This window comes from Sulfitobacter sp. HI0027, from assembly GCF_001634775.1.
Classification (GTDB): Bacteria; Pseudomonadota; Alphaproteobacteria; order Rhodobacterales; family Rhodobacteraceae; genus Sulfitobacter.
Map to the genome: position 1 here is coordinate 1 of NZ_LWER01000245.1, position 472 is coordinate 472.

At 58.9% G+C, this 472-nt stretch carries 1 protein-coding gene; it reads right to left on the minus strand.

Translation table 11 applies throughout. The features are described from left to right. A partial coding sequence (locus A3722_RS15025; RefSeq protein WP_236627430.1) for a phage major capsid protein occupies window positions 1–407 on the minus strand: 407 nt, incomplete at its 3' end. Between the last annotated feature and the right edge of the window lie 65 nt (window positions 408–472).

Below are 472 nucleotides of genomic sequence, written 5' to 3' on the forward strand. Positions count from 1 at the left end.
CAGCCGGGGCGGGTGAACGGGTCACGCAAAAGCCGCATGCGGTTGGAACGGTCCGCGATCAGATAGCCCGCGCCCCAGTTACCGAAGGCGATAGGGATGCTATCGGCTGCAACACTATCCATTTCCTCTGACTCGAACACGGGATAGCCAAGCAGCGTTGCAGGCTGTCCGGCAGCCAAGCTATCAGACCAGATCAGCCGCCCATCAGCGTCCTTCATCTTCCGAACAATCGCCGCGGTTGTGCGGTTCATGATCCACGCGCAATTGCCGCGCATCCGGTACGGGCTGCGAAGGGACATCATCAGATTAACAAGGTCATCCTGCTCAATGACTGTTGCGCTTCCCGCCGGAACCGTTTGCAGAGTGCCGAACGCGCGGTCAGCATCATCTTCTTCCGTCTGCGGCACAGTGAGGAAACCTGTGGGTTTATCGACGCCATCGCCGTTGAAGAACGCGGCGTTCTCTTTCAAGG